We start from the raw sequence: 22,797 nt of genomic DNA on the forward strand, positions 1-22,797 counted from the left end.
GTCGTTGCTCCTTATAGTAAACTACGCAATAAATTTCCGTCATTATTTTTTATTGAGCTACTTTCAAGTATATACTAAAAATAGGTCTCAGGAAAGAGCGGCTTTAAAAGAGACCGCTCGCTTGACCCGTTTCGTCCACATCCATATTTAACGCAGCAGGAACTTTCGGCAAGCCAGGCATCGTTAAAATGTCACCCGTTAACGCCACGATAAACCCTGCACCGATTTTTGGAACTAGCTCACGAATCGTAATCGTAAATCCTTCTGGCCGTCCTAGTTTTTGAGGATCGTCAGAAAGTGAATACTGTGTCTTCGCCATGCAAATTGGTAATTGATCCCAACCATTTTTTGTAAAATCTGCGATTTGTTTTTGTGCTTTCGGAGAAAAAATCGCCTGTTCCCCGCCGTAAATCGTTTGTACAATGGCTTGAATTTTTTCTTCAATTGTTTGGCGAGGGTTATATAAAGGTTGAAACTGTTTTGTATTGGCTTCAATCTCTGCTACTACTGTTTTCGCTAGATTCGTGCCACCTGCGCCACCTTGCGCCCAAACACTTGTTAACTCGACGGGCACGCCTAACGTTTGGCAGGCTTCTTTCAACAGTTGAATTTCCTTCTCTGTATCCTGTGTAAACTCATTAATTGCAACAACTACTGGTACATCATAACGTTGCATGTTTTGAATATGTTTTTCTAAGTTGGCAAAGCCTTTTTGTAACGCTGGTAAATTTTCTTCTGCTAACTGATCTTTCGCCAAACCGCCATGCATTTTCAGCGCGCGAATCGTTGCCACAATCACAACGGCATCTGGTGCTTTTCCTAAAGAAGGTACTTTAATATCTAAAAATTTTTCGCCACCTAAGTCGCCACCAAAACCTGCTTCTGTTACGACATAATCCCCTAGATGCAAAGCCGTTTTTGTCGCTAAAATACTGTTACATCCATGAGCGATATTGGCAAAAGGACCACCGTGAACAAAAGCTGGAGTTCCTTCAATCGTTTGAACTAAATTAGGTTTTAAGGCGTCTTTTAATAATAAAGTCAGGGCACCTGCCACGTTTAAATCTTTAACCGTCACCGGCTCTCTTTGGTCATTATAGGCGACAATAATCCGACTTAAGCGTTCTTTTAAGTCCGTTAAATTTTGCGCTAAACAAAGAATCGCCATAATTTCGCTCGCCACAGTAATATCGAAACCGTCTTCTCTTGGTACACCTTGGAAAGGACCGCCTAAACCAACAACGACCTGTCTGAGCGCACGATCATTTAGATCCACTGCCCGTTTCCAAATCACCCGCCGAGAATCAATCTTTAATTCATTTCCTTGCTGTAAATGATTATCTAGTAACGCAGCTAAGGCATTATTGGCTGTCGTAATCGCATGCATATCACCAGTAAAATGCAAATTGATTTCTTCCATTGGTAATACTTGTGCGTAACCGCCACCTGTTGCGCCACCTTTAATCCCCATCACAGGACCTAATGATGGTTCTCTTAGGGCAATAACTGTTTTTTTATTGATTTGATTTAATGCATCTCCTAAACCAATGGTCACGGTTGATTTTCCTTCTCCTGCTGGTGTTGGATTAATCGACGTAACGAGGATTAATTTACCTTCTGGCTTCGCTTCTAAGGATTGAAGCGTTGGAAAATCTATTTTCGCTTTGTATTTTCCATAAAGTTCGAGCGAATCTTCTGAAAGACCGATTGTTTCGGCAATCTCTTGAATAGGTTTTAATGTTGCTGCTTGTGCAATGTTAATATCTGTCTTCATAACGGACCCCTTTTCAATTCTTTATCGTCTTTGTGACACATTGTTTCTTTTAAATTATAGCTTGTATTGAATAGAATGGCTAGAATAACCTTTTTTAAACAACCCAACCATTGACGTTTGGTAGCCTTTTCTCGTATAATGAAAGTGTCTTTACAAATCTAAAAGGAGCGTGAATTGGATGCAAAAAGGAATTGTCAAATGGTTCGATAACAGAAAAGGTTATGGTTTTATCGTTTACAACGAAGAAGATGAGATTTTTGTCCACTTCACTGCTATAGAAGGTGACGGATTCAAATCACTTGATGAGAATCAATCTGTAGAGTTCGAGATAATGGAAGGCAATCGTGGGCTACAAGCAGCACATGTCAAAAAAATAGATAACTAAAAAAGCTGAACCAACAACGCTTTGCTCCAAAAAGTAAGTAAACGTAGCGTTTGTTTCAGCTGATTATTTTAAGATTTTGAGAGTGGGTCACCAGTCGTTTCGACTTATGACTCACTCTTGTTTTTTTCTTCTTTTTTATGAAGGCCCAAAGAATGATCTTCTGCTACCTTCAATTCAGGCTTTTTTACCTTAAGTGCCTCAAGAAATAACGGAATCGTTTTCTTTTTCATTAAAAAGACTTTTGAGCCTTCCTTAAATTCTGAGGAAAAAATTTCGATGCTTTTTTCATTGTAGGTTACTTTTTCTATCTGAGAAAGCGGAAGTGCTTTTTTACGAAACCATAAAACATCTCTAACAATTAAAGATGTTTCTGTCAGGTTAATAGACCGCGCAATTCCTAGATAAGCAAACACAAAAAATGGAACCATCACCAGATTACTAATCAAGTAAGGACCATTATTTTCCAATGCTAAAATTAAACTAATAAATAATATACAAAATGTGCAAGACCAGTAAATAATTGTTGATGCTAATTCTGGCTGCCAATAAAATTTCTGTTTTTTCATAAAGTGCCCTCACTACTTCTGGATCAACGCCGCTAAATTTAAATATGTTATAATAGTAACATACTTTTTTTAAGAACAAAAAGAAATTAGGAGTAATTTTATGTTAAGAATTTATGTAGATGCTGCAACTAAAGGCAATCCAGGTGAATCTGGCGGCGGTATCGTTTACCTCACCGACCAATCGCGGCAACAATTGCATGTGCCTTTAGGTATTGTTAGTAATCACGAAGCTGAATTTAAAGTGCTGATTGAAGCTTTAAAACAAGCGATTACCAATGAAGACAATCAACAAACCGTTCTTCTCCACTCAGATAGTAAAATTGTTGTTCAAACAATTGAAAAAAACTATGCTAAAAATGAAAAGTACCAGCCTTATTTAGCAGAATATCAACAACTAGAAAAGAATTTCCCATTGCTCTTAATCAAATGGCTACCTGAAAGTCAAAACAAAGCGGCCGATATGCTCGCACGGCAAGCATTACAAAAATTTTATCCCAATAAAAAGTAGCACTGTTTACTTAATGCTTTTCCTTTATTAATTTGATAATTAAACACGTGGAGCAAAAAACACTAGAGATTTTTGCTCCACGTTTAAAAACAGATAAACGGTTCTGTCTCGACTTCTTCTTATAGACACTTATTCTTTTGTTGTTATTTCCGCAAATTGCCCATTGGTTAGCGAAAGGATTGCTTCAGGCGCTAATTCAATTTGCATGCCACGTTTGCCTGCAGAAACAATAATTGCAGAATATTGTTGAGCTTCTTCAGCCAAATAGGTGGGAAATTGTTTTTTCATCCCAATTGGTGAACAGCCACCACGAATATAGCCTGTGGTTGCTTCTAAATCTTTTAAGTGAAGCATTTCTACCTTTTTGTTGCCACTAGCTTTCGCTAATTTTTTCAAATCTAATTCTTGATTACCAGGAATGACAGCCACCACTGGACCTGTTTTATTACCTACTGTAACCAAGGTTTTAAAAATTCGTCCTTTTTCAATACCTAAACTTTCAGCGACACTTTCTGCACTTAAATGATCTTCACTCCAAGCGAATTCATATTCTTTATATGGTACTTTATGTTGTTCTACCATGCGCATCGCATTCGTTTTTTGTTGTGTTTTTTTCTTTGCCACTTTTTTCACCTTCTGAATCACTTGTTTTGTTCGAATGTTTTTAAATAATTTCTTAATACTTGTACGGATAGTTGGCCTGGTGCAGACGCTTGCTGGGCTGAGCCAAAAGTTAGTGCCGATCCGAACAGTTGACCTGTTACGCGACTAATCATCCCTAAATGTCCCATTGACATAGTAACGATTGGGACGGATGCATAATGGGTGTACATTTCATTGGTTGCTGAAAGTAACGTAAGTACATCTGTCGCATCTTGTGGCATCACAGCTATTTTACAAATATCCGCCTGACGCATTTGCATTTGGCGTAACCGCGCGACAATCTCCTCTTGCGACGGTGTTTTCTGAAAGTCGTGATTACAGAGAACAATTTTAATCCCCGCCTTTTTAGCTTCGTGAATTAACGTATCTGCCGCCAGCGGATTCGCAAATAATTCAATATCTAATAAATCCAACGCACCCTTTTTCACTAATTCATGATACAAAGCAAAATAATTTTCCTCGGAAAAAGCCATTTCGCCGCCTTCTTTTTGTGTACGAAAAGTTAACAATAACGGTTTTTGCCCCAACCGTTCCATTACTTGTTGTGAAAGATTACATACATCGGAAAAATCAGCGACATTTTCATAATAGTCTAAACGCCATTCTACCAAATCACAATCTAGTGTTTGGCTCGCCGTTGCTTCGGCCAAAATATCCTCGGCTGTTGGAGCAACAATGGGCACCACAATTTTGGGATTCCCTTCACCTATTCGCACATTTTTGACTATAACTGGCTTCACAGTTCCACCTAACTTCCTCGTTTGTTTTTCTCTCTTCATATCATACCATTTCTATTCTTTTTTGCAATTTAAAGAGCTACAAAGACACCTAGAATTAGGAATTTCCTAACACTAAATGCCTTTGTTTAGGTTATTTAACTCTTTCAGTTGTTACGTTAAACTTCCGTACTTTGTAACTGATACATATCCGCATAAAGGCCACCTTCTGCCAGTAACGTTTCGTGCGTTCCTCGTTCTACAATCTGCCCTTTGTCTAAAACTAAAATCAAGTTTGCGTCACGAATCGTCGAAAGGCGATGCGCAATCGCAATTGTCGTTCTCCCTTGACGCATTTTGGCTAATCCTTCTTGAATCAATCCTTCTGTTTCTGTATCAATATTAGCGGTTGCTTCATCTAAAACTAAAATTTTGGGATCAGTCACAATCGTTCGTGCAAACGAAATTAATTGACGTTGTCCGCTAGAATAACTCGCTCCTCGTTCAATGACTTTCGCATGATAGGTATTGGGTAACGTGTGAATAAATTTATCCGCCTGAACAAATTCCGCTGCCTGTTTAATTTGTTCATCTGTAATATTGGGATTCAGTAAACGGATATTTCCAGCAATATCTCCATAAAACATGAAAGCGTCCTGTAATACCAAGCCCATCTTTTCTCGTAATTCTGTCATGGGAAAATCACGAATGTCACGATCATCAATTAAAATCTGCCCTTCATAAAATTCATAGAAACGCATGAGTACATTAATAATTGAACTTTTACCACTTCCTGTATGACCGACTAAAGCGACGGTTTCCCCGGGATTTGCGACAAAGCTAATATTTTTCAATACTTCGTTTTTGCCGTCATAAGAAAAAGTAACATTGCGAAATTCAATTTTCCCGCGAATAATTTCCCCATTCGCTCCTACTGATTGTTGCGGCGTTAATTCTTCCGTATCCATAATTTTTAAAATACGGCTACCTGCGACAATCCCATCTGTAAAGATACTTAGGAAGTCCATCATTTGTGTCATCGGATTAAAAAAAGCTTGGACATACGTTACAAAAGCATAAATCATCCCCGCTTCAACAGGTGAATGTAAAGCATCGATGCCAAACATAGTTAAGGCCAATGCAATCGCCAATGTATACAACAAATTAATGATGGGACTTAATAATAATGAATTCATACGAATCATTGCTACTCGTGTTTTTAAATAATCATCATTGGTTTCCTCAAATTCTTTTTCCAAACGCTTTTCTTGGCGAAATTGTTGAATGATTTGCATACCAGAGATGTATTCATTTAGTTTGGTGTTTAATTGACTTAATTTTTCCCGCATACTGCGATATAATTTTGAACTAAATTTTTGGTAATACCAAATTACAACTAATAAAATTGGCAAGAAAATTAGACAATAAAATGAAATTTTTGGACTGAGTTGAAACATTGCAAAAAATGACGAGATTACGGCAAAAATTCCTGTAATCACCATTAGGAATACATACCAGAATTCAAACAATGTTTCTGTGTCATTTGTAACACGAGACACCGTCGAACCCGCTGGTGTTTGATCAAAATAACGCATACCTAAAGTGTGTAATTTTTCAAATAATTTCACTCGTATATATTGATACGTTTTTAAAGAAGCCATCGAATACAAATACCATTGGAAAAACCAAACAATACTTTTGACAATGACACCAAAAAAATAAATAGCAGCAAAAGTTAGAATCACTTGCATTGTAGCAGTTTTAGGCGTTAAATAATTATCCATAAAAACTTGAATGACTCTAGGCAAAAGAATATTGATAATTGATAAGCCAAATGCAAAGAGAATAGCTGTGTAAAACATGCGTCGAAACGGTTTGGCAAAACGAAACAAACGCTGAACAATCGTTAATTGTTCTTTCAGCGGTAACTCTCTGGACCATTCGGATTGATACTTTTCTTCCATTAACTCTCACTCCCTTCAATTTTCGCTTCTAATTGCTGTTTTTCCCACATCCGCTGATACCAACCCTTCTGAGCCAGTAACTCTTGATGCGTCCCCCGTTCAATAATTTTCCCTTCATCCAACACTAAGATTTCTTTTGCATGCATGACACTACTTAAACGATGCGCTGTAATAATAGTGGTTTTTTCTTGGCGCGTTTCTTTTAGATTTGATAAAATCGCCTCTTCAGTCTTCGCATCGACTGCAGATAAGGCATCGTCTAAAATTAACAATTCTGGTTCAACAATCAAGGCCCGTGCAATAGAAATCCGTTGTTTTTGTCCGCCAGAAAGCGAAACGCCACGTTCCCCAACCATTGTGTCATAGCCTTCAGGGAATGCTTTAATTTCTTGGTTAATAAATGCTAATGCTGCCGCTTGTTCAACTGCTGCTTGTTCCAAGTGTGGTTTAGCAAAACGAATGTTATCTCGTACCGTCATGGAAAAGAGAAAATGGTCCTGTGGCACGTACCCCATTGCACCCATCAATGCATCTAATGTGTAATTTTTAATGTTATGTTTTCCAAAGAAAATCGTTCCTTGGTATTGGTCATATTCACGCATCAACAATTTCAAAATAGTGGTTTTACCAGCGCCTGTTTTGCCAACAATCCCCAAGGTTTCTCCTTCTTGCAACGAAAATTGGATATTTTCCAACGCCACCGTCTCTTCTTTTGGATAAGAAAAAGAATCAATCTTCATTGAAATTGTCCCTTGCGCCATTGTTTTGATGGCATCTTTTCGTTCGATAATATGCGTTTTTTCATGTAATAATTCGTTCACACGATCGTAACTAGCATTCCCACGTTCTAACACATTAAATAAGCGCCCAATCGCAAACATTGGCCAAACTAGCATCCCAATATAGGCAATGAAAGAGACCAACTGACCTAAACTAATCGTTCCTTCCATGATGAAACGACCACCAATAATAATTGTCAAAACATAAGAAACACCAATAATCAGCGTAATAAACGGATCAAATAGTGCATCTAAAAAGTTCGTTCGTTTATTTTTGACGATAGCATCATCAATTTTCTCTGTAAAATCAGCAAGATCTTCTTGTTCTTGCCCAAATGTTTTAATGACTTTAATTCCAGTAATACTTTCTTGTGTTTTATCATTAATCGCTGAAAAAGCAGCTTGTGAATCTCGAAAGGCATCATGCAACTTAGAACCTAGAACTCGTGAGGTGACCGCTAATAAAGGCAGCGGTAATAAAGCAATTAATGTTAAGCGCCAATCGACAAATAGAACCATTGCGATAATCGTTGTTCCTCCCGTAATCACAGAGTCAGCAAATGTTAAAATCCCAGCTCCAGCCACATTTTGAATGGCATTTAAATCATTGGTTGCATGCGCCATCAAGTCACCTGTCCGATATTTCTGATAAAAGATGCTATCCATTTTTGTGAAATGATGAAATAATTGAGTCCGTAGCTCTTTTTCCAAACGAGCGGCACTCCCCCAAATATGCATCCGCCAAATATAGCGAAAAAGATATTGGGCAAGCCCAGCACCAATCAAGAGTGCAACCCATACGATAATTTTCGTTAAGCGAATTTCTTTGTTAACGATTTCATCTACAACGACGCCAATAACTTTGGGCGGGACTAATTGAACAAGAGCGACCATCATTAATGAGAAAACCCCAATAATATAACTTTTTTTCTCTTGCTTAAAAAACCAGCCTAATTTTTTGAATATGGACATTCAGTTGTCCCTCCTTTACTTTGTTGTTCTACGAAGACTACTTTCGAGCTAGAAGGTTTCTTCGTTATTGTTGTTTTTGATTAAACGTTTCGCTCTTTTCCTCCTAGATTATCCTATTCTCCCGCAAAACAACAAAAAAACGGACTGAAAATCAGCCCGTTTTTACACTTATTCATGATTACCTGAATAACCTTTACTATTTTCCTTGGTTTTTCATTTGTTGCATCATTTGTCTAACCTTTTTCTCTGACGGTTTTTGACCCATTGATGCCATCATCATGCGTAACATATCCTCATTAACGGGAGGATTTTTTTTGAAATAATCTTGCATATATTTGCGTGCAAGGAAAAAGCCCCCTGCAGCGCCTACTAATAAAGCGATTACTGCGATTAATACTACCCAACCTGTTGCCATTGAAACTCTCTCCTCTCCGTATAGTTTTGCTCTCAATGAATTATTTTACTAGAAATAGCAAAAAAAGAAAAGTTCTTTTTGCGGGATTTCTCTTAAATAATGAAAAAAGTCTGATTTTTTTGCAAAATAGTGATTAAAATTCAAAAATATACGCTCTTAAATGTCAATAGGACCTTTAAGAGCGATTGTTGCTTTAGTTTTGTCCTTGAATTTTTTCTAATAATTCTGGATCAAATGTTTGATTTTTTAACATCGCAATTTCAAAGCCGTAAGGGGCCTTTTTATTTTTTTTGTCTTCTCCGACATAAGGTGTTTCTAAAATTTTTGGTAAAGCAGTTAATTTTTCATGGTGAACCACACCGTTTAAAGCTTCAAAACCAATAGTGCCAAAACCAATATTGGCATGACGATCTTTATGTGAACCCATAGGATTTTTAGAATCATTCACATGAATAACTTTTAAACGATCCAATCCGATAATTTTATCAAATTCAACTAATACGCCATCAAAATCATCTTTTACATTATAACCTGCATCATTAATGTGGCAAGTATCCAGAGTGACAGAAAGTTTATCATTTAGCGTAACTCCGTCAATAATTGCAGCTAGTTCATCAAACGTACGGCCGATTTCGGTTCCTTTACCAGCCATTGTTTCTAAAGCGATTTGAGGGATTTGCTCTTTCCACAAGACTTCATTTAGACCTTTAACAATTTGTTTGATGCCGGCTTCTGAACCTGCGCCAACATGCGCACCTGGGTGTAACGTGATTTGCGTTGCTCCCAACGCTTGTGCTCGCTCAATTTCTTGTCGCAAAAAGTCTACGGCAAAACCGAAATTTTCCGTTTTGATTGTATTGCCTAAATTAATAATATACGGGGCATGAACGACGATATTACTCAAATTGTGTTCCTTCATAAACGCTTGCCCAGCTTCAATATTCATTTCTTCAATCGGTTTCCGGCGCGTGTTTTGTGGCGCACCTGTATAAATCATAAAGGTTGTTGAGCCATAACTAGCCGCTTCCTCGGCAGAGCCTAATAGCATTTTCTTGCCACTCATACTAACGTGTGATCCTAATAACATGTGGTTCCTCCTAATAATTCTTCTTTTTCTTTTGGTAGTGTTGATACTGTTGCAGCCATTCTTCAAGCGTGATTTTTGTTACTAATTCGCCAATTAGTTCATAGGGTATTCGCTTAGGATTAGTGAAGCGAAGACAACTTTTCCCCATGTTTAGCTTTGTTGACACTTGTTCCTGATAGGCTTCTTGAAACCAACTTCGGACGGCTTCATTTCCCATTAATCCCATGTGATATAAAGCTACTTGCCTTTTAGTAGCGCCTAAACTGATAAATGGTAACGGTTCATCACTACGGTTGAGATAGCCTTCTGGAAATACTGAAAGCGGTACAACAAAGGTTGGCATGCCATATTGCATTGTTAATTCAAATCCTGCTGGCAAATTTTGCGAAACAACATCTAATACTTGCTGATAAGCAATTCGCCAGTTTGGTTCAACTGTTTCGATATATGCTGTAACTGTTTCAATTGACTGCGCCATTATTTCTTCCTTTGCTGATAAAGCGCTTTGGTTTTATAGCCTTCTTTTAAAATGACTAACATTTCAGTTTGCCGCTTTTTCCGTGTCTCCGCTCGCTTTGCACTAAATACATACCGCGCCCACTCTTTTTGATAACCAGGCGTTAATGCAGCGAATGTCGCTGCAGCAGCTGGTTCTGTTTGTACCAACGCTTCAATTTCTGGTAAATATTGAACATAATCCCCAACAGCAGAACTGGTCTGATTCTTCGCTGGCTTTTTAAGAACATTCTTCATGCCGACAACCGTAAAAGTCTCATCTAAACTAACCATGCGATTAAATTTTAAGGTTGAGCCTTTAATATACCCATCTGCCTCATTTACTTGTAATGTTGGAAAAATTTCATCTCGGTGGACAAAGGTTGGATAGATTTTATTGCCTTTTTTCGGATAAGCCACATATAACAACCCATTTTCTACTAAATGTTGACCTTCAATCACCATTGAAACAATCTCTTGAAATTCCGCCATCGTTTTCACAAATGCAAAAATCAGCTCAACTGGTTCTGAGGGTAATTGCTGCGCGGCTGAAGCAAATTCAGATAGATACTCTGCCTGTGGTCTATTTAAAATAACTGGGTGCTGATACTTCGTTAAGTTTAACTTTTCGACAATTGATTTCATAACCTACTCCTTATAGCGACTGCACTTTTTATTCTAGCATAGCACAAGTTATCTGTAATTGAATATGCCCAATAGTAAAAAAGAGTTTTTTGTAACAGAATTAATCCCAATTTATCTTTTTTAAAAGCGAAAGCTTGGAACCTGTTGTCTAAACGACCTTCGTCCCAAGCTTTCATTTTTTTAGTATTTTAACAAGAAATATTTTTTCTTCCCGCGACGAATCACAGTAAATTGTCCTTCGATTTTATCAGTTTCTGTCAATTCAGCTGCTAAATCTTGTCGACGTTCTCCATTGACGTAAATCGCTCCATTTTGTACATCTTCACGGGCTTGACGTTTGGATGGTTCTATTTTTGAGGTAACTAATAAGTCAACTAAACTTAATTGATCCTCTGGTTGCACCTCGTACGTTGGTACATCTTTAAAGCCTTGTTTAATTTCTTCTGCTGTTAAGCTTTGGATATCCCCGCTGAATAAAGCTTCTGAAATTTTAACCGCTTGATGATAGGCTGCTTCACCGTGGACTAAAGTAGTCACTTCTTTGGCTAACGCTTTTTGCGCAGCACGTTGACCTGGGTTCGCTGTAAATTCTTCTTCAATTGTTGCAATTTCATCCAATGTTAAGAAAGTAAAATATTTCAAGAATTTCACGACATCACGATCATCTGTGTTAATCCAGAATTGATAAAATTCATATGGCGAAGTTTTTTCCGCATCTAGCCAAACTGCGTTTCCTTCTGTTTTACCAAATTTGGTACCATCCGCTTTTGTAATTAAAGGCATAGTTAAGCCAAATCCTTGAACTTCTTGTTCTCGGCGTAATAATTCAATCCCTGAAGTAATGTTTCCCCATTGATCACTGCCGCCTAATTGCAATAAACAACCTTCTGTTTCGTACAATTTCAAGAAATCATACGCTTGTAATAATTGATACGCAAATTCAGTATAAGAAATTCCTGTTTCGATTCGGCGTTTCACGCTTTCTTTACTCATCATATAGTTAATTGTAAAGTTTTTTCCAACATCACGTAAGAAATCAATTAACGAAAGTTCTCCAAGCCAATCATAGTTATTTGCTAGAATCGCTGGATTTTTTTCATCTTCAAAATCGATAAAACGTGACAACTGGCCCTTAATACTTTCAGACCAAGCTTTCACTGTATCAAGTGTGTTTAAACTACGTTCTGCATCTTTGAATGATGGATCACCAATCATGCCTGTTCCGCCACCAACTAAAGCAATGGGCACATGACCATTTTGTTGGAAACGACGTAACATAAGAATTGGCAGTAGATGCCCGATGTGTAAACTGTCTGCCGTTGGATCAAAGCCGATATATAATTTAACAGATTCTTCATTTAATTGTTTTTGTAAGGCTTCTTCATCTGTGACTTGGTAGACCAACCCACGGGCTTTTAATTCTTCAAAAAAAGCTGAATTCATGATTTTCCTCCTATAGTAAAACATAATAATAGATCAAATTCCCCTATTCATAGTAACCGATTCTGTCACACTTGAAAAGTCAAAAAATGAGATTTACCTATTTTCTCTTAAGTTTTTTCAACAAAAAATGGCAATTGGTGTAGAAACTATTCATAGAAGCTTTTTTTTGCTATAATAACACAGAATGTATCATTTTATTGAGGTGAAGCTTTTGAAAAATAATTCAAGTAACAATAAGCAAAAACCAACGACCTCTTCTGGCGGCAATGTCTTTTTACTTATTTTAAATGTCATTATTCGCGTTTTTCAGTCATTAGTGGTTTTTGGGGTTATTCTGATTGTCTTAGGTGGCTCTCTTGGCTTAGGTATCGGAATGGGCTATTTTGCTTTTCTAGTTGAAGATACACAGCCCCCAACGAAGGAAGAATTGCAAAAAGAAATCAGTGATATTACCGAAGTGTCAAAAATGACTTACGCAGACGGTACCCCGATTGCTAACATCAAATCAGATTTAATTCGGACACGAATTAATGGCGATCAAATGTCTCCATTGCTAAAAAAAGCCATTATTTCAACAGAAGATGAATATTTTGAAGAACATCATGGGGTGGTACCAAAAGCGCTAGTTCGAGCGTTGATTTCTGATGCGACAGGTATCGGCGGTTCTTCTGGTGGTTCAACATTGACTCAGCAATTAGTCAAGCAACAGATTTTAACTGATGAAACGACCTTTAAACGGAAAGCCAACGAAATTTTATTAGCTTTACGCATTGAAAAATACTTTTCTAAGGACGAAATCGTGACAACTTATCTAAATGTCTCCCCTTTTGGTCGTAATAACAAAGGTGAAAATATTGCAGGCGTGGAAGAAGCAGCCAAAGGACTCTTTGGTAAAAGTGCCAAGGACTTGAATCTTCCTCAAGCGGCCTTTATCGCAGGACTTCCCCAAAGTCCCATTGTTTACACGCCCTATACTAACACTGGTGCCTTGAAAGACGATTTGTCTTTAGGAATGAAGAGAAAAGATTTTGTTCTTTTCAGTATGTACCGAGAAAAAGCTATTTCGCAAAAGGAATATGAAGAAGCCAAAGCTTACGACTTGAAAAAAGACTTTTTACCAACTGAACAGGCCAATGTCAATACAGAAGGCTATCTATACTATACGGTGTTAGATAAAGCAGTTGAGATTGTCATGGATTTAGATATGAAAAAAGCTAAAGTTAATCGTGATGATTTAGATCAAGTTGGTTTAGATCAATATGAAGAACAAGCACGTCGCGAAATCCAGTCGCAAGGCTATACAATCCAATCGACCATTGATCAGAACATTTATAACACGATGCAAACCGCTGTCGCAAATTATGGTTATTTGCTTGATGATGGAACTGCAGATGTCAATGGGAATACAATGATTGAAACTGGGAATATTTTAATGGATAACGCTACTGGTCGTATCCTCGGTTTTATCGGCGGCAGAAACTTCGATATTAATCAAAACAACCATGCCTTTAATGCCGATCGTCAAGTTGGTTCTACGATTAAACCAATTTCTGTCTATGGTCCTGCAATTGATCAAGGAATCATTGGTTCTGAAAGTCGTTTGGCCAACTACACGACTACTTATTCAGATGGTACTCCTTTTGCTAACTCAACAACTGTGGATTTAAATCAATTTGTAACCGTTCGAAATGCGTTAAACTGGTCTTTTAACATCCCTGTGTATCATGTAAATGAAGAATTGAAAAAGAAAAAAGGTGATGATAATTTTTCTTACAATCACTACTTAAGTAAAATGAACTATCCAGCTTCAGATGCTTGGGCTTACGAATCTGCGCCATTGGGTCCAGTAGAAACAAATGTTGTAACTCAAACAAACGGTTTCCAAGCACTTGCTAACAAAGGCAAATATCAAAAAGCCTACATGATTGAAAAAATTACAGACAATAGCGGACATGTGGTCTACGAACACAAAGATGAAGGAACGCAAGTTTATTCACCGGCGACCGCTTCTATTATGAATGACTTGTTACGTTCAGTGGTGGATTCTGCGAATACAACAAAATTCAAACCAACGTTAGCTGGCTTGAATCCTCATTTAGCTAGTGCTGATTGGGTCGGAAAAACTGGGACAACTGATGACTATAAAGATTCATGGCTGATTGTCTCTACCCCAACTGTGACACTAAGTTCTTGGGCAGGACATGATCTACCAGCGCCAATGACGATGACCAGCGGCGACAATAATGGGAATTATATGGCGAACTTAGCCAACGCGCTGTACTATGCGAATCCAGAATTGTTTGGCATTGGTCAAAAATTTGAATTAGACCCAAGTGTTATTAAATCAAAAGTTTCTGAATTTACTGGTGAAAAACCTGGCTCAATTACCTATAATGGTGCCAAGTTCAATACACCTGGCAAAACAACGACTTCATACTATGCCAAAGATGGTGCACCACAAAGTACCTATAAATTTGGAATCGGTGGAACAGACAGCAATTACGCTTCTTACTGGGGAAATCTTGCTCCACGTGCCACTACAAATAATAACAACAACAATAACAATAAAAACAACGATAATAAAAAGAACAACTAAAGAATTTGGTAAGTTAAGCTTGTAACCAAAATTATGTAAAAAAGTAGAGACGTAATCCATCAATTGATGAATTACGTCTCTACTTTTATTGTTTCTCTTATTCGTTACCATCGATACTAGCTCTAGCTATTCAAAAATAGCTCCTACATTTAATGAAATAATATGCAGCAATCAACCTATTTTAACTAAAATAATCCCTTTCTGTTTCTCAAAACAATAGCAGATACTATTAAACTTATTAATACATAGACAACTATCATCTTTAAAGAAAAATCAAATGTGAGACCTATCTCATCCATCGGCTCATACCCATTTCCTCCATTAATAATTTTAGGAAAATTCATATAAGCTGTAAAGAAAAATTTATTGGAAATCAGGCTAACTCCTGAAGATAATACCACACCAACAATTAGCAAGCTATGAACAATCAAATTTCCAGTAAACAGCGAAAGCAAGAAACTGAATACTGTCAATGCTAATAACAGCATACCAAACATAATTAGGCTTCTCGACAAATAGTTAGAAAGAGAAATGATTGTAACACTTTGTCCCTTTTCAATAATCGCGACTGGATAATCAGGGTTTCCCAGACAATTTTTGAAAAATGCACTGATTACAGAAAGAAAGATTGACAGATAAGAAACCAATCCGACTGTAAACAAAATACTACTTATTTTAATAGAATATTTTTTCCATAGTTTTAAGGGAAGGCCGTTCCATAAAGAAACAGTATTTTTTCTTTTTTCTAAAGTTGCGAGCGCTATAATCATTAAACTAGGGATAATTAATAATAATGTATATGGAAAATCCATCGATAAAAGAAAAACTAGGTAATTCAAAGCAGGCATTTTAGCAACTTCAGAAGAATCCACTTGTTTGATCCTGTTTTCAGATAAATATTGCAATTCTTTGACTCTTTTTTGTTGCTCAATAATTGGTATACTGTACAACGTTCCTTTTAACATTGCGTTTAAATTACTTTCTTCCAATTTTTTCTCAGCTTCTAATAAAGCCCATTCATCACCAATTTTGATGGCATTAATTGCTTTCCTTAATTGCTCACTTTCATCTTCTATCTCATTTAAAGTTTCTTTTGCTGCAGGTTCATTTTTCATTTTTTCTTTCGCTTGTTCGTTATTTTTGATTCGGTTTTCATATTGCATTTCTTTAAAAGAAAGTTGTTGGGGTTGAGCTAGTAACGGATAAATTAACATTAAAATAAAGGCTACAAACACAAACCACAGACTCTTCTCTTTCAATATTTTTATCGTTTCTATCTTAAGCATTTCTCTTTTCTCCTCTTAAATATAAGTTATCATATTGTTCACGTAAAGAAAGGTTACGTTGATCATTCTCAACCAACTTTTTATTTTTCATAAATAAAATACGTGTACATGTGTGTTCAACATTATACAAATCATGAGAAGATAAAATAACTATTTTATCTTTAGAAACTATTTCTTTTAAGCACATTATGAATAAACTAACACTAGTAGGATCCAAGCCATTAAAAGGTTCGTCTAACAAAAGTATTGTTGCATCACTTGCTAGGTACATCGCTAATAATACATGTTGTTTCATTCCGAGAGATAATTTTTTTATTGTTCTATTTTGATATTCTTTCATCTTTAATTGTTCAAAAATATGCTCTATATCGCTATTACTTTTCCAAGCGGCTTTAATATATTCAAGATGTTCTTTTGGCGTCAAATAATCATATAAATTTTTACTACTTTCAATAAAAAATAGTTCTTTTAAATACGTTGCACTTCTACTATTGTAATCAATCTTATTTAAACTAATATTTCCATTTTTTCTAGGGATTAAACCAGATATAGCTTTAAAGAACGTGGTTTTTCCAGTTCCATTAGGAGCAACTAAGCCAATTATTTCACCAAATTCAGCTTGCATAGATAAATTTTTTATAATTGTTCTATTACCATACTCGACAGTTAATTCTTTTACCTTCACAGAAACACCTCTTTTTTTAATCTAAAGATACCATAAGTAATGCTTTACCGACTGATTTTCTAATCAACTTAATCTTATTTTAATTTTCAATCTTACTGTGTATTAATAGCAGAATGCAAAAAAGTACAAGAAGAAATCATTTTCATGATTTCTTCTTGTACTTTTTTGCATTTCTAGTAGAATTTTCTCTTATTTTGTTGAACCTTTTTGATCAATTCCATAAGGTAAAACAACTGTTTTTTCTTCAATTTCTTCTTTGTTCATTAGTTTTGTTAATAAGCGCATTGACACGGCACCGATATCATATAAAGGTTGTGTAATACTTGATAGACGTGGACGAGAGACTTCTGTAAGCAATGAGTTATTGCTTGTAATGATTTCAAATTCTTCTGGAACTTTCACACCAGCATCTAGCATCCCATCTAATAAACCAATCGCTAGCTCATCATCTGTAACAAAGGCAGCAGTTGCCCCACTATTACGGACACGCTCAGCCAAATTAATGCCTGCTTTAAATTTATATTCAGATTCAAAAACTAAGCCTTCATTATAAGACAAGCCATTTTCCGCTAAAGCTTCTTTGTAGCCTTTCATTCGGTTTTGACCATTAATTGGATCGATTAATGCACCACTAACAAAAGCAATTTTTTTGTTCCCATTTTTCGCTAAAGTCGCTGTTGCATCTTTCGTTGCTTCTGTGTAATCAATATTAACGCTACCAACTTGTTCGTCTGGATCAATTGAACCTGCTAAGACAACAGGTGTTTTTGAACGTGAAAATTCACCACGAATATCATCTGTAATGCGATGACCCATAAAGATAATCCCATCTACTTGCTTTGCAAGTAAATTGTTTAATACAGTAACTTCTTTTTGATCGTCTCCATCTGAATTAGCTAAAATGATATTATATTTATACATTGTAGCCACGTCGTCAATGCCACGTGCTAATGAAGCAAAAAATGCATTACTAACATCTGGAATAATGACACCCACTGTTGTCGTTTTTTTACTTGCTAAACCACGTGCGACTGCGTTAGGACGGTAATCTAAGCGATCAATCACTTCTAAGACTTTTTTACGCGTTGCTGGTTTTACATTGGGATTACCATTGACAACACGAGAAACAGTAGCCATAGATACATTTGCCTCTCTAGCAACATCATAAATTGTAATTGTTTGTTTTTCCATGTTTCTTCTCCTATAAATATGAATTTGTTCTCATTTTCTGAAAACACTGTTTACATTTCTTTCCTAGCCTAGAATATCAAAATTCTTCTATTTTTGCAACCGTTTTATCGTTTTTTCATGAAAATTTACTTTCCATTTCAAAAGGAACTTTTTGTCATTTCATGTTATGATAGTACTGTGATTCACTTCAGAATAAAAGAAAGAAGGATGTTTTATGAATCAAGAAAAAATTGCCGATTTAAAAAATTGGATGCACCAAGAAAAGATTGACTTCACTTATATTAGTGATCCTGGTCATATCGCTTACTTTTCCGGTTACGAAAGCGAACCTCATGAACGCGTGTTAGCTTTGTTTATCGCTGCGGACGACCAATCATTTTTATTTACACCTGCATTAGAAGTCGAAGATGCCGAAAATAGTAGTTGGACTTATCCCGTTTATGGTTATTTAGATAGCGAAAATCCTTGGGAAAAAATTGCGGCATTGTTAAATAAACGAACACAAGGCACGCCACGCTTTGCTTTAGAAAAACAAGCTCTTTCTTTAGCTCGTTTCGATCAATTGAAAACCTATTTCCCAGCTAGCGATTTTTCGCATGATGTTACGCCTTTAATTGAAAAACTTCAATTAATTAAAACAGAACCTGAAATTCAACGTTTACTAGAAGCTGGTAGTTGGGCGGATGTCGCTTTTGAGATTGGCTTCAAAGCAATTCAAGCAGGCGTTGCGGAACAAGAAATTGTTGCAGAAATCGAGTATCAATTAAAACGTCAAGGTATTCGCTCAATGAGTTTTGATACGTTAGTCTTAACAGGAAAAAACGGAGCTAGTCCTCACGGGGTACCTGGCGAAACAAAAATTGAGCCCCATGACTTAGTGCTATTTGATTTAGGTGTCGTTCATAATGGCTATTGTAGTGATGCCACACGAACAGTCAGCTACTTGGAACCTTCTGATTTCCAAAAAGAAATTTATGGAATTGTTTTAGAAGCACAATTAGCAGCAACTGAAGCGGTGAAACCTGGTGTTACAGCAGGCGAATTAGATGATATTGCTCGAGGTGTAATCACAAAAGCTGGTTATGGTGAATACTTTAACCATCGCTTAGGCCATGGCATTGGAACCACTGTCCATGAATACCCATCGCTGGTTCATGGCAATGATTTAGTCATTGAAGAAGGTATGTGTTTCTCTATTGAGCCCGGTATTTACATTCCTGGAAAAGTAGGCGTTCGTATTGAAGATTGTTTACACGTAACCAAAACAGGTTCCGAACCATTCACTAAGACAACTAAAGAATTGCAAATTATTCAATAGCATAAAAATAAAATGAGGCTATCAGTCAACCGGACTGATGGCCTCATTTCTAAATTTTAAGGCAAGCCGCTGAACAAAAGCAGCGCGATATGTTGCTAGCTTTCATGAACTAAACGCTTATTACCCTTTAAATTCTTTTTTTACGTCTTTCGCTGCATCTTTAACATCTTCTTTTGCTTCTGCAGCTTTTTCAGGAACATCTTTGGTGGCTTCTTTTGCTTCACCGACACCAGCAGAAACAGTTTCTTTGGCCGCTGCCGCAGAATCTTTAACGTCAATATAGATATCTTCTGCTGCATCTTCGGCGATTTCACCTAAATCTTCCGCGTGATCTTGAGCATCGTCAGCTGCTTTTTTAAATTGATCAGATAAATCACCTGTTTGTTTTTTAAAGTTATCAAGCATGTCGCCAGAAACACCTTGTGCCTTATCTAATGAATCTTTTGTTTTTTCTTTGACAGAACCTGCCAAATCAGAGGCTTGATTTGATAAAACGCCGGCTTTTTGTTTTGCGATTTCTGTTAATTCTGTTCCTTTTTGAACAGCATAATCTGTGTAATCTTGCGCTTTGTTTTTTAAATCATCTGTTTGATTTGATAAATCATCACGTAATTCTTTACCTGATTTTGGTGCAAGTAATAATGCGGCAACGGCTGCTGCTGTTCCACCAATTACTGCTCCTAAGAAAAATCCGCCTTTTTTAGCCATAAAAATCTCCTCCAATTAGTTATTTGTTTTTTTATTTTTTGAACGCATTGCTCTAAAAGCAGAACCGCCTACTTTACTCACTAAACCAGCTTTCGCTGTGCCTTTCCCTACGGTTCCTACCTTCGTAATCAAATGTTTACTTGAGGTGTTCAATTCAGAGACACTTTCGCTTAAATCAGCAACGGCCGTAAACAACGGATCAATCGTTGCTACTTTTTGATTCACATCTGTCAATAGTTCATTACTTTTAACAAGCAAGCCTTCCACTTGGCGACTCAATACATTCACATCGCTAGTCACGACTTTGATTGTTGTATTTGTTTCATCAATTGTATCTTCAATTTTTGAAACAACTTGAGAAACTTTATATAACACAAGTACTAAAAAGATGACTAAAACAACAAATGCTACCGCTGCAATTAAGGCAGCAATTTCCCCACCTGACATATCATTACTCCCCTCTGAAATTTTATTTATAATCTTAGGATAACACCAACTTATATTTTTCACAACTCATAAAGCTAAGAATGACAATTTATTTTATAAAATTCTCATGCCCTTTTCTTTAAGAAAATAAGCGTAAAATTTCCTTCTAACGAATTGAAATTTTACGCTTATTTTTATTTATTTTTCTTTTGGTTGCTCTTTTTTCGCTAATTGAGCACCTAAATTAATAATGTATTCTCGTAAATTATCTTTTACTTCTGGATGAGTCAAACCATATTCAATGCTTGTTTTCATAAACCCAAATTTATCGCCAACGTCGTAACGTTCTCCTTTAAACTCACGAGCAAAAACGCGTTGTGTTTTATTTAAAGTGTCAATCGCATCAGTTAACTGAATTTCGTTACCAGCGCCTGGTTTTTGATTTTCAAGTACATCAAAAATTTCAGGGGTTAATAAATAACGGCCGATAATCGCTAAATCACTTGGTGCTTCCTCAGGTTTTGGTTTTTCAACAAAGTTCTCGACATTGTATAGTCCTTTTTCGATTTCTTTTTCTGGATTGATAATACCATATTTTGAAGTATCTTCATGGGGTACTTTCATTACCGCAATTGTCGAAGCATGTGTTTGTTCGTAATCATCCATTAATTGTTTCGTTAATGGCACTTTATCTTCCATTAAATCGTCGCCTAACATCACGACAAAAGGTTCATTGCCAACAAATGCTTTCGCTTGTAAAACAGCGTGTCCTAAGCCTTTCGGATGGGATTGACGAATAAAATGTAAATTAACATCCGTTGTTTCTTCGACTAATTTCAATAAATCGGTTTTATTTTTTTCTTTTAAATTATTTTCTAATTCAACATTTGAATCGAAATGATCTTCAATCGGACGTTTGGCTTTACCTGTCACAATTAAAATATCTTCGATTCCTGAAGCTAGTGCTTCTTCTACAATAAATTGAATCGTTGGTTTATCAACAATCGGTAACATTTCTTTTGCCATCGCTTTAGTAGCCGGCAAGAAACGTGTTCCTAACCCAGCTGCTGGAATAACTGCCTTTTTAACTTTCATCTTTTTTCCTCCTAAAAATCAAGTGTAAATTCGTTTTCGGTTTTGCCATCGCGCAACATGATTTCTTTTGCTGCTTGTTGTACATCTTCGTCATTGTACAAGACATTGTAGATTGTTTCTGTGATTGGCATTTCGACTTCTAGTTGTTGTGCCAATTCATAGGCTGCTTTAGTTGTTGAAACACCTTCCACAATCATGCCCATGTTTTCTAAGACTTCATCTAACTTATGGCCTTTTCCTAATAAATTACCCGCACGCCAATTTCGAGAATGGACACTTGTACAAGTAACAATTAAATCCCCAACACCACTTAAACCAATAAATGTTAATGGGTTTGCTCCCATCGCAACCCCTAAACGACTAATTTCTGCTAAACCACGAGTCATAATTGCCGCTTTGGCATTATCACCAAAGCCTAAGCCATGAATCGCTCCGGCGCCCAAAGCAATAATATTTTTTAAGGCCGCCCCTGTTTCTACACCAATCACATCATCGTTCGTATAAATTCTAAAGTAATCATTCATAAACAACTCTTGCACATACACAGCGTCTGCTAAATTTTCGCTTGCTGCTGTAATGGTTGTGATGTCATGAACAGCGACTTCTTCTGCATGGCTTGGACCAGATAAAACCACAATCCCTTGCCGTTTTTCTGCTGGAATCTCTTCTGCTATCACTTCTGAAATCCGCTTATGTGTACCTTGCTCGAGCCCTTTACTTGCATGAATAATAATTGGTTTTGTTTTTAAATGTTGGGCCACTTCTTGTGCTACTGAACGAATGGCTTTAGTTGGTACCACAAACAGTACCGCATCAACATCTACTAAAGCAGTGGCTAAATCAGTGGTTGCCTGAATTGAAGTAGGTAAGATTAATTCTGGTAAATAATGTTTGTTGGTGTGTTTTGTATTTATTTCATCGATTTGCTCTGGTTTATTTCCCCAAATACAGACCTCGTGTCCATTTTCGGCTAATACTTGAGCTAAAGCTGTCCCCCAGGAACCTGGACCTAAAACAGCGACTTTTTGTTTCATCGGTGAAACTCTCCTTTCGCTAAACAACGTTACTTCTCTAGTTTAC

General features: G+C 36.7%; 23 protein-coding genes. 4 read left to right on the top strand and 19 right to left on the bottom strand.

The window, feature by feature from the left end; all coding sequences use genetic code 11:
• Positions 1-103: 103 nt before the first annotated feature.
• Positions 104-1,774 (bottom strand): formate--tetrahydrofolate ligase, encoded by a 1,671-nt coding sequence (locus MKZ30_RS07325; RefSeq protein WP_010715249.1) that lies wholly within the window; start codon positions 1,772-1,774, stop codon positions 104-106.
• Positions 1,775-1,952: 178 nt separating this feature from the next.
• Between MKZ30_RS07325 and MKZ30_RS07330 the strand changes: the two genes are divergently transcribed.
• The gene (locus MKZ30_RS07330) at positions 1,953-2,159 is read left to right on the top strand and encodes a cold-shock protein (RefSeq protein ID WP_002357404.1); all 207 of its coding nucleotides are present in this window, start codon (positions 1,953-1,955) and stop codon (positions 2,157-2,159) included.
• 104 nt (positions 2,160-2,263) lie between these two features.
• Here the strand turns inward: MKZ30_RS07330 and MKZ30_RS07335 are convergent, their stop codons facing one another.
• Positions 2,264-2,725 carry an EbsA family protein gene (locus MKZ30_RS07335; RefSeq protein ID WP_016614636.1) on the bottom strand — a complete coding sequence of 154 codons (462 nt, stop codon included), beginning with the start codon at positions 2,723-2,725 and terminating at the stop codon, positions 2,264-2,266.
• A 100-nt stretch (positions 2,726-2,825) separates the two neighbouring features.
• Here MKZ30_RS07335 and MKZ30_RS07340 point away from each other — a divergent pair, with 100 nt between their 5' ends.
• Complete coding sequence (locus tag MKZ30_RS07340) at positions 2,826-3,233, top strand: ribonuclease HI family protein (RefSeq protein WP_002379500.1); 408 nt, start codon at positions 2,826-2,828, stop codon at positions 3,231-3,233.
• A gap of 129 nt (positions 3,234-3,362) precedes the next feature.
• Here the strand turns inward: MKZ30_RS07340 and ybaK are convergent, their stop codons facing one another.
• From ybaK to tyrS, 10 genes are all read right to left on the bottom strand, one after another.
• Positions 3,363-3,878, bottom strand: coding sequence for a Cys-tRNA(Pro) deacylase (gene ybaK, locus MKZ30_RS07345; RefSeq protein WP_002382387.1), 516 nt, complete (start codon positions 3,876-3,878; stop codon positions 3,363-3,365).
• Complete coding sequence (gene aroD, locus MKZ30_RS07350; RefSeq protein ID WP_080120419.1) at positions 3,875-4,636, bottom strand: type I 3-dehydroquinate dehydratase; 762 nt, start codon at positions 4,634-4,636, stop codon at positions 3,875-3,877. Before aroD ends, ybaK begins: the two co-directional genes overlap by 4 nt.
• A 155-nt stretch (positions 4,637-4,791) precedes the next feature.
• Entirely contained in the window at positions 4,792-6,576 is a 1,785-nt protein-coding gene (locus MKZ30_RS07355; protein WP_010816558.1) for an ABC transporter ATP-binding protein, read from the bottom strand.
• Complete coding sequence (locus tag MKZ30_RS07360; protein ID WP_033601003.1) at positions 6,576-8,327, bottom strand: ABC transporter ATP-binding protein; 1,752 nt, start codon at positions 8,325-8,327, stop codon at positions 6,576-6,578. The genes MKZ30_RS07355 and MKZ30_RS07360 overlap by 1 nt, the downstream gene beginning before the upstream one ends.
• A 196-nt stretch (positions 8,328-8,523) precedes the next feature.
• A complete protein-coding gene (locus MKZ30_RS07365; protein WP_002357397.1) occupies positions 8,524-8,742 on the bottom strand; it encodes a YneF family protein in 219 nt (72 codons plus the stop codon).
• Positions 8,743-8,935: 193 nt separating this feature from the next.
• Positions 8,936-9,829 carry a deoxyribonuclease IV gene (locus tag MKZ30_RS07370; protein WP_010715252.1) on the bottom strand — a complete coding sequence of 298 codons (894 nt, stop codon included), beginning with the start codon at positions 9,827-9,829 and terminating at the stop codon, positions 8,936-8,938.
• Between the two features lie 10 nt (positions 9,830-9,839).
• Positions 9,840-10,307: a DUF1801 domain-containing protein gene (locus tag MKZ30_RS07375; protein WP_010816559.1), complete on the bottom strand. Its 468-nt coding sequence runs from the start codon at positions 10,305-10,307 to the stop codon at positions 9,840-9,842.
• Positions 10,307-10,969, bottom strand: a complete 663-nt coding sequence (locus MKZ30_RS07380; protein WP_002408425.1) for a YdeI/OmpD-associated family protein — start codon at positions 10,967-10,969, stop codon at positions 10,307-10,309. Before MKZ30_RS07380 ends, MKZ30_RS07375 begins: the two co-directional genes overlap by 1 nt.
• On the bottom strand, positions 10,966-11,145 hold the full coding sequence (locus MKZ30_RS13365) for a hypothetical protein (protein WP_002365741.1): 180 nt from the start codon (positions 11,143-11,145) through the stop codon (positions 10,966-10,968). The genes MKZ30_RS07380 and MKZ30_RS13365 overlap by 4 nt, the downstream gene beginning before the upstream one ends.
• A gap of 4 nt (positions 11,146-11,149) precedes the next feature.
• A complete protein-coding gene (gene tyrS / locus MKZ30_RS07385) occupies positions 11,150-12,412 on the bottom strand; it encodes a tyrosine--tRNA ligase (protein WP_002357324.1) in 1,263 nt (420 codons plus the stop codon).
• A gap of 184 nt (positions 12,413-12,596) precedes the next feature.
• Here tyrS and MKZ30_RS07390 point away from each other — a divergent pair, with 184 nt between their 5' ends.
• A complete protein-coding gene (locus MKZ30_RS07390) occupies positions 12,597-15,008 on the top strand; it encodes a transglycosylase domain-containing protein (protein ID WP_033601006.1) in 2,412 nt (803 codons plus the stop codon).
• 185 nt (positions 15,009-15,193) lie between these two features.
• Here the strand turns inward: MKZ30_RS07390 and MKZ30_RS07395 are convergent, their stop codons facing one another.
• From MKZ30_RS07395 to ccpA, 3 genes are all read right to left on the bottom strand, one after another.
• Positions 15,194-16,294: an ABC transporter permease gene (locus MKZ30_RS07395; RefSeq protein WP_249958749.1), complete on the bottom strand. Its 1,101-nt coding sequence runs from the start codon at positions 16,292-16,294 to the stop codon at positions 15,194-15,196.
• Complete coding sequence (locus MKZ30_RS07400; protein WP_033601008.1) at positions 16,287-16,979, bottom strand: ABC transporter ATP-binding protein; 693 nt, start codon at positions 16,977-16,979, stop codon at positions 16,287-16,289. The genes MKZ30_RS07395 and MKZ30_RS07400 overlap by 8 nt, the downstream gene beginning before the upstream one ends.
• Before the next feature lie 189 nt (positions 16,980-17,168).
• Complete coding sequence (ccpA, locus tag MKZ30_RS07405; protein WP_002357319.1) at positions 17,169-18,170, bottom strand: catabolite control protein A; 1,002 nt, start codon at positions 18,168-18,170, stop codon at positions 17,169-17,171.
• A gap of 214 nt (positions 18,171-18,384) precedes the next feature.
• On the opposite strand from ccpA, the gene MKZ30_RS07410 reads away from it, so the two are divergent.
• Positions 18,385-19,488: an aminopeptidase P family protein gene (locus tag MKZ30_RS07410; RefSeq protein ID WP_002408910.1), complete on the top strand. Its 1,104-nt coding sequence runs from the start codon at positions 18,385-18,387 to the stop codon at positions 19,486-19,488.
• Between the two features lie 120 nt (positions 19,489-19,608).
• Here the strand turns inward: MKZ30_RS07410 and MKZ30_RS07415 are convergent, their stop codons facing one another.
• The 4 genes from MKZ30_RS07415 to MKZ30_RS07430 all read right to left on the bottom strand — a co-directional run bounded on the left by MKZ30_RS07415 (position 19,609) and on the right by MKZ30_RS07430 (position 22,751).
• Positions 19,609-20,196: a YtxH domain-containing protein gene (locus MKZ30_RS07415; protein WP_033601009.1), complete on the bottom strand. Its 588-nt coding sequence runs from the start codon at positions 20,194-20,196 to the stop codon at positions 19,609-19,611.
• Between the two features lie 15 nt (positions 20,197-20,211).
• Positions 20,212-20,643, bottom strand: a complete 432-nt coding sequence (locus tag MKZ30_RS07420) for a DUF948 domain-containing protein (RefSeq protein ID WP_002357316.1) — start codon at positions 20,641-20,643, stop codon at positions 20,212-20,214.
• 177 nt (positions 20,644-20,820) lie between these two features.
• Positions 20,821-21,717 carry a UTP--glucose-1-phosphate uridylyltransferase GalU gene (galU, locus tag MKZ30_RS07425; protein ID WP_002357314.1) on the bottom strand — a complete coding sequence of 299 codons (897 nt, stop codon included), beginning with the start codon at positions 21,715-21,717 and terminating at the stop codon, positions 20,821-20,823.
• A gap of 11 nt (positions 21,718-21,728) precedes the next feature.
• The gene (locus MKZ30_RS07430; protein WP_002357312.1) at positions 21,729-22,751 is read right to left on the bottom strand and encodes an NAD(P)H-dependent glycerol-3-phosphate dehydrogenase; all 1,023 of its coding nucleotides are present in this window, start codon (positions 22,749-22,751) and stop codon (positions 21,729-21,731) included.
• Positions 22,752-22,797: the final 46 nt, after the last annotated feature.

The organism is Enterococcus sp. LX10 (assembly GCF_023539285.1).
In the GTDB taxonomy this organism is placed as follows: Bacteria; Bacillota; Bacilli; order Lactobacillales; family Enterococcaceae; genus Enterococcus; species Enterococcus faecalis.

Coding starts and splice junctions, on each gene's coding strand:
- MKZ30_RS07325 (WP_010715249.1), bottom strand. CDS start 1,774: ATGAAGACAGATATTAACATTGCACAAGCAGCAACATTAAAACCTATT.
- MKZ30_RS07330 (WP_002357404.1), top strand. CDS start 1,953: ATGCAAAAAGGAATTGTCAAATGGTTCGATAACAGAAAAGGTTATGGT.
- MKZ30_RS07335 (WP_016614636.1), bottom strand. CDS start 2,725: ATGAAAAAACAGAAATTTTATTGGCAGCCAGAATTAGCATCAACAATT.
- MKZ30_RS07340 (WP_002379500.1), top strand. CDS start 2,826: ATGTTAAGAATTTATGTAGATGCTGCAACTAAAGGCAATCCAGGTGAA.
- MKZ30_RS07355 (WP_010816558.1), bottom strand. CDS start 6,576: ATGGAAGAAAAGTATCAATCCGAATGGTCCAGAGAGTTACCGCTGAAA.
- MKZ30_RS07360 (WP_033601003.1), bottom strand. CDS start 8,327: ATGTCCATATTCAAAAAATTAGGCTGGTTTTTTAAGCAAGAGAAAAAA.
- MKZ30_RS07365 (WP_002357397.1), bottom strand. CDS start 8,742: ATGGCAACAGGTTGGGTAGTATTAATCGCAGTAATCGCTTTATTAGTA.
- MKZ30_RS07370 (WP_010715252.1), bottom strand. CDS start 9,829: ATGTTATTAGGATCACACGTTAGTATGAGTGGCAAGAAAATGCTATTA.
- MKZ30_RS07375 (WP_010816559.1), bottom strand. CDS start 10,307: ATGGCGCAGTCAATTGAAACAGTTACAGCATATATCGAAACAGTTGAA.
- MKZ30_RS07380 (WP_002408425.1), bottom strand. CDS start 10,969: ATGAAATCAATTGTCGAAAAGTTAAACTTAACGAAGTATCAGCACCCA.
- MKZ30_RS13365 (WP_002365741.1), bottom strand. CDS start 11,145: ATGAAAGCTTGGGACGAAGGTCGTTTAGACAACAGGTTCCAAGCTTTC.
- tyrS (WP_002357324.1), bottom strand. CDS start 12,412: ATGAATTCAGCTTTTTTTGAAGAATTAAAAGCCCGTGGGTTGGTCTAC.
- MKZ30_RS07390 (WP_033601006.1), top strand. CDS start 12,597: ATGTATCATTTTATTGAGGTGAAGCTTTTGAAAAATAATTCAAGTAAC.
- MKZ30_RS07395 (WP_249958749.1), bottom strand. CDS start 16,294: ATGCTTAAGATAGAAACGATAAAAATATTGAAAGAGAAGAGTCTGTGG.
- ccpA (WP_002357319.1), bottom strand. CDS start 18,170: ATGGAAAAACAAACAATTACAATTTATGATGTTGCTAGAGAGGCAAAT.
- MKZ30_RS07410 (WP_002408910.1), top strand. CDS start 18,385: ATGAATCAAGAAAAAATTGCCGATTTAAAAAATTGGATGCACCAAGAA.
- MKZ30_RS07415 (WP_033601009.1), bottom strand. CDS start 20,196: ATGGCTAAAAAAGGCGGATTTTTCTTAGGAGCAGTAATTGGTGGAACA.
- MKZ30_RS07420 (WP_002357316.1), bottom strand. CDS start 20,643: ATGTCAGGTGGGGAAATTGCTGCCTTAATTGCAGCGGTAGCATTTGTT.
- galU (WP_002357314.1), bottom strand. CDS start 21,717: ATGAAAGTTAAAAAGGCAGTTATTCCAGCAGCTGGGTTAGGAACACGT.
- MKZ30_RS07430 (WP_002357312.1), bottom strand. CDS start 22,751: ATGAAACAAAAAGTCGCTGTTTTAGGTCCAGGTTCCTGGGGGACAGCT.